At 68.1% G+C, this 5,430-nt stretch carries 4 protein-coding genes and 1 rRNA gene; 2 read left to right on the top strand and 3 right to left on the bottom strand.

Annotation, left to right across the window (positions count from 1 at the left end):
• Together AC1DHD_RS14000 and AC1DHD_RS13995 are read left to right on the top strand one after the other, a co-directional pair.
• On the top strand, nt 1-1,862 hold a 1,862-nt coding region (locus tag AC1DHD_RS14000; RefSeq protein ID WP_476880294.1), incomplete at its 5' end, for a putative bifunctional diguanylate cyclase/phosphodiesterase.
• 184 nt (nt 1,863-2,046) lie between these two features.
• Nucleotides 2,047-3,906 carry a putative bifunctional diguanylate cyclase/phosphodiesterase gene (locus AC1DHD_RS13995; protein WP_476880293.1) on the top strand — a complete coding sequence of 620 codons (1,860 nt, stop codon included), beginning with the start codon at nt 2,047-2,049 and terminating at the stop codon, nt 3,904-3,906.
• Between the two features lie 71 nt (nt 3,907-3,977).
• Here the strand turns inward: AC1DHD_RS13995 and AC1DHD_RS13990 are convergent, their stop codons facing one another.
• The 3 genes from AC1DHD_RS13990 to rrf all read right to left on the bottom strand — a co-directional run.
• Nucleotides 3,978-4,280 (bottom strand): excalibur calcium-binding domain-containing protein, encoded by a 303-nt coding sequence (locus AC1DHD_RS13990; RefSeq protein WP_476880292.1) that lies wholly within the window; start codon nt 4,278-4,280, stop codon nt 3,978-3,980.
• Nucleotides 4,281-4,373: 93 nt separating this feature from the next.
• On the bottom strand, nt 4,374-5,219 hold the full coding sequence (locus AC1DHD_RS13985; RefSeq protein WP_476880291.1) for an SDR family NAD(P)-dependent oxidoreductase: 846 nt from the start codon (nt 5,217-5,219) through the stop codon (nt 4,374-4,376).
• 125 nt (nt 5,220-5,344) lie between these two features.
• Nucleotides 5,345-5,430, bottom strand: a 5S ribosomal RNA gene (gene rrf, locus AC1DHD_RS13980); the annotation flags it as partial.

The following is a 5,430-nucleotide window of genomic DNA, read 5'->3' as shown; positions in this document are numbered from 1 at the left end:
GGATGGGGCTGCACCGCGACGGCCACGAAATCCCGCTGGACATCACGTGTTCACTGGTCACCATGCAGACGGAGACGTCCATGGCCGTGGCGGTCCGCGACACCTCCCACCGCCAGGACGACGACACCGGGCGGCGGCACGCCGTCTCGCTCCTGGACGCCACGCTGGAGACCACTGCGGACGCGATTGTGGTGGTGTCCAACACCGGCCAGATCACCGGCGTCAACGAACAATACCTCCGGCTCTGGGGTATGCCGCGCGAGATCCTGGCCGAGGACGACGCCTACGCCCTGGTCCGCTTCATCGCCAAGCAGCTGGTGGACCCGGACACCTTCAAAGCCAAGGTCGCCGAGCTCTACGCCAACCACGAACTGCACAGCCATGACCTGCTGGAGTTCACGGACGGCCGCACCGTGGAACTGTATTCGCGGCCGCAGAAGGTGGCCGAGGAAGTGGTGGGCCGGATCTGGAACTTCCGCGACGTCACCTCCCGCACCATGGCCCAGGACACGGCCCGCCGCGCCCTCGACGAACTCGCCCAGAAGGCGGACCAGCTCAAGGCCCTGGCCTTCCAGGACCCGCTGACCGGGCTCGCCAACCGGATGCTGTTCAATGAACGTGCGACGGCGGCACTGGAGTCCCCGGGGCCGGTGGCGGTGTTGCTCCTGGACCTGGACGACTTCAAGGACGTCAACGACATACTGGGCCACCACGCCGGCGACCAGATGCTTGTGGAAATCTCCCGCCGGCTGCAGAACTGCGTGGGCCCGCACGGCACCGTGGCCCGGCTGGGCGGCGACGAGTTTGTGGTGCTCCTGGTGGGCTGCAATGACACGGACACCGTGGCGCAGCGGATTGTCAGCACCCTGAACGCCCCCGTCACCATCGAGGCCACCCTGATGCGCCCGGGCCTGAGCCTGGGCGTCGCCATGCGCGGATCCGACGGTATGTCCTCCTCCGAGCTGCTGCGGCAGGCGGACGTGGCCATGTACGCAGCCAAGGAGGCGGGGAAGAACTGCTACGTGCACTTCCAGCCGGAGATGCTGACCACCCTGCTGGAGCGCACCCAGCTGACCGCGGGGCTGCGCCGCGCCGTCGAACTCGGCCAGATCAAGGTGTTCTACCAGCCGGTGGTCTCCACGAACCGGCGCGAGGTGGTGCAGTTCGAGGCCTTGGCCCGCTGGGAACGCGACGGGGAGCTCATGGCCCCGGACACCTTTATCCAGACCGCCGAACGCAGTGGCCTGATCCGGGACATCGGCGCCGAGGTACTCCGGCAAAGCTGCACGGAACTGCAGCCCTGGCTGGCCGAGGACCCGGGCCGGACGCTGGCCGTGAACGTCTCCGGCGTGCAGCTGCAGCACAAGGACTTCGCCGAGCGGGTGCTGGACATCRCCGCGTGGAGCCGGGTGGATCCGCACCAGCTGGTCCTGGAGGTCACCGAGAGTGTGTTCTTCGACGCCGCCACACACGTCATCCAGCAGCTGATCACGCTGCGCGCGGCCGGCATCCGGGTGGCCCTGGACGACTTCGGCACCGGCTACTCCTCGCTGGGCCGGCTGCAGGAGCTTCCCGTGGACGCGGTGAAGATCGACAAGTCGTTCGTTTCCATGCTGCACACCGGCGAGGAGCGGCTCCCCATCCTGACCTCGATGATCCATATGGCGCACAGCCTGGGCCTGCGGGTGACCGCGGAGGGCATCGAGACGCCCACCCAGGCCCGGTACCTGATGGAACACGAGTGCGACGCCCTGCAGGGTTACCTGTTCTCCCGGCCTGTCCCGGAGGCCCGCCGGGGCGCTGCCATGGCACAGACCGCCGAGGCGCTCCTGGAGCTGCAGGACGCCGTCGCCGTCCTGTAGCCCGGCGGGGTGTCTGGGCGCCCGGACGACACATTCGGACGCTTTCGCAAATACTGCCGGGGCGGCACGGCAGTGTGCTACCGAGCACTTATGATTTCAGCAGGCACGGCGCCGGCAACCGCCACGGGGTTTCCGGCAGCGGGCCACCAGTCACGGATCCATCGCTTTGGGGGCAGTACACATTATGGACGCAACGTTTGCGCAGGCAGTGCTGGAGCACAGCCCCGACGCCCTGCTGCTGCTGGCCCCGGACGGGTCCATCTCTTTCCTGAACGCCGCCGCGGAAAAACTCTTCGGCTACTCCCGCGCCCAGCTGCTCGGCGCCGACTACGCCCTGCTCTTGGCCGAATCCTCCCGGGAAGACTTCCACAAGCTCCTGGCCGGGCTGGCAGACGCCGGCGCTGCCGCGCAGGGTTCCCGACCCTTCGCGGGCTCGGGCCGGCGGGGCGACGCCTCGGAGTTCCCGCTGGAGATCACGTGCTCCGCGGTTCCGTCCGCGGCCGTCGGCGCCTCAAGCGGTGCGTCGGGCGCGGGCGCCGTCGCCGTCTCGGTCCGGGCGGTGTCCGGGCACGCCGCGTCAGCCCCTGCGTCGAGTCACGCGAACGCGTACGACGGCGCAGCGCCGGGTGCCGCCGCGGCGGCGCCTGCCGCCCGGCGTCGGACGTTCGCCTCGCTCGAAGCCGAGCTGGTGCCCGGCCACACCGGCGTCCTCCCCCGCCTTTCGCCCGCGGAACACGATGACCAGCTCAAGGCTGCCGTGCTGCGCGACCCGCTGACCGGGCTGCCGAACGGGACGCTTTTCAACGAACGCCTGGCCGCGGCCCTCCGCCGGCCGGACCCGGTGGACGTGCTGATGATCAACGTTGACGACTTCAAGAGCTACAACGACATGCTGGGCCGCTCTGCCGCGGACGAGCTGCTGGTGGAGGTTGCCAGCCGGCTGCGCAATTGCGTCCGGCCGCACGATACCGTGGCGCGGCTGGGCGGCGACGAGTTTGTGGTGTTGCTGACCGAGTGCCTGAACGCCGGGGCCGTGGCCAAGCGGATCTCCGAGTCCCTGTACGTCCCGGCGCGGGTGGGCGGCTCGATGGTCCGCCCCGCGGTCAGCATGGGGCTGGCCTCGCGGTCGTCGCAGACGCACGACGGCGCGGAGCTGCTGCGGCAGGCGGACTCGGCCATGGCTGCGGCCAAGGCGGCCGGAAAGAACACGTGGCTGCAGTTCCGGCCGGAGATGCTGAAGACGGGCGTGCAGGGTGCCCAGGGCGAGGCCGGGCTGCGGCAGGCTGTGGGGCTGGGTCAGATTTCGGTGCATTACCAGCCGGTGGTCTCCCCCGGGCTCGGCGCTGTGGTGCAGTTCGAGGCGTTCGCGCGCTGGGAGCGGCACGGCAAGCTGGTCCCGCCCAACCAGTTCCTGCCCGTGGCCGAGCAGAGCGGCCTGATCCGTGAGATCGGCGACGAGGTCATGCGCCGGGCCTGCGCCGAGATTCGGCCCTGGCTGGCCGGCGACGCCGCGTACAGCGTCGCCGTGAATGTCTCCGGCCTGCAGTTCCAGCACCGCGACTTCGCCACAGATGTCCTGTCCATTGTGGCCTCCACCGGGGTCAACCCGCGGCAGCTGATGCTGGAGCTGACGGAGAGTGTGTTCTTCGACGCCGATTCGGACGTGCTGCGGCAGCTGGGCCAGCTGCGCGAGGCCGGAGTGCGGATCGCGATGGACGACTTCGGCACCGGYTACTCCACCCTGGGCAAGCTGAAGGAACTGCCCCTGGACATGGTCAAGATCGACCGGTCCTTTGTGGCGATGATCAAGACCGGCAAGGAACACCTGCCGTTCTTCCGGACCATGATCACGGCCGCGAAGAACCTTGGCCTGAAGGTCACCGCCGAGGGCATCGAGACGCCCGAGCAGGCCGGTTACCTGATGGACCTCGGCTGCGACTCCCTGCAGGGCTACCTGTTCGCCAAGCCCGCCCCCGCAAGCGACCTCGCCGGCACCATGGAGAGCGCCCTGACGGCGATCGACACGGTCGAGGCCGCGCGGTAGCCGCCGGCTTGACCGCACCTTCCTAAGTACGCGAAAGGCCCCGGCAACTCTGCCGGGGCCTTTCGTTTGGGTTAGCGCTTTTCGCAGGCGATGCCGTCGTTGTCRCGGTCGAGGTCGTACTCGCCGCGGTGCYKGACSGSGCCGCCGTCGTTGTAGCTGTACAGGGTGCTGTCGACGCGGAAGTTTGTGACCTTCTTGCCGGTGGTCTTGTCCTTGGCGCCCTTGCGGCCGACGCCGTGCGGGTAGACCTTGTTCAGTTCGGTGCAGTTCTTGTAGGACTTTGGCGCCGGGGCTGCGGAGGCAGGTACGGCCGTTCCGCTCAGCACCACGGCGCTGGCGGCGAGTGAGACGATGATCAGTTTCTTCAGGCGCACGTTCGAGAGCCCTTCCCCCATAGAAGCCCTCGGCCGCGTGTCGGCGAGGATCAGGGAAATCCTATCCCACGTTCCGGACGATTGCGGACCGTGTCAGCCGCGGGGATCGAGGTCGCGTTCCTGCGCCACCATGGCGGCGCTGCGCTCCCATAGCTCGGCGGCGAGCCTGGCGTCGTAGGCCTGCTTGTTGGCCTTCGCCAGGGCCCGCTTGGCATAGTAGGCGCCGGAGACCCAGTCCTGCCCCGGTGTGGCCGTGGCGAGCCAGACGAGGGTGTCTGCGCCCTGCTCCGGGGAGAGCATGAACCTGTTCAGGAAGGAGCGGTACATAAACCTGAAGGGGCTGGTGGTCTCCGCGGCGAAGTTGGTGGCCACTACACCGGGGTGGAAGGCCGCTGTGGAGATGCCGGCCGCCTGGTACCGGTTGTGCAGCTCGGCGGTGAAGAGGATGTTCTCCAGCTTGGCGTTGCCGTAGGCCAGGTTGGCGGTGTACTTGTTGGCAAGCTCGAGATCGTTGATGTCCAGCCGGCCGTAGAGCGAATTGGCGGCGCTGGAGGTGTTGATGACGGTGGCTTGGCTGGCGGTGAGGACGTCCATCAGCTCGGTGGTCAGCAGGAACGGCGCCAGGTGGTTGATCTGGAACGTCTTCTCGTGGCCGTCGTCGGTGAGTTCCCGCGCGCCCATGATCCCGCCGGCGTTGTTGGCCAGAACGTCGATCCGCGGGTATTTCTCCCGTAGCTGCGCCGCGAGCCGGCGCACCTGGGCCAGCTCGGCGAAGTCACAGACGAGGTAGTCCGCGCCGGTCTCCTGCGCGATCCGCCGGGTCTTCTCCGCGGAGCGCCCGACGACGACGACGTTCTCGCCTTGCGCTGCCAGGGTCCTGGCCGCGGATGCGCCGATGCCGTCGCTGGCGCCGGTGATGACGATGGTCCGTGCAGTCATGGGATCTCCCGTGGTTGGTGGTCTATGCCTACTCAAGGGTAACCACCGTGGCTGGGTGTTGGTTGGGTGGTTAAAGTGGGAGAGCCTCCAACCTGGTGGTTGGAGGCTCTCGACCTGTAATAGTGTTCCGGCGGTGACCTACTCTCCCACACCCTCCCGGGTGCAGTACCATCGGCGCTGTGGGTCTTAGCTTCCGGGTTCGGAATGGGAC

The organism is Arthrobacter sp. 05L45_2 (assembly GCF_056397525.1).
Note: the sequence above shows the minus strand (reverse complement) of the source record. Positions and strands in the feature narration are given on the sequence as shown.

Coding starts and splice junctions, on each gene's coding strand:
- AC1DHD_RS13985 (WP_476880291.1), bottom strand. CDS start 5,219: ATGACTGCACGGACCATCGTCATCACCGGCGCCAGCGACGGCATCGGC.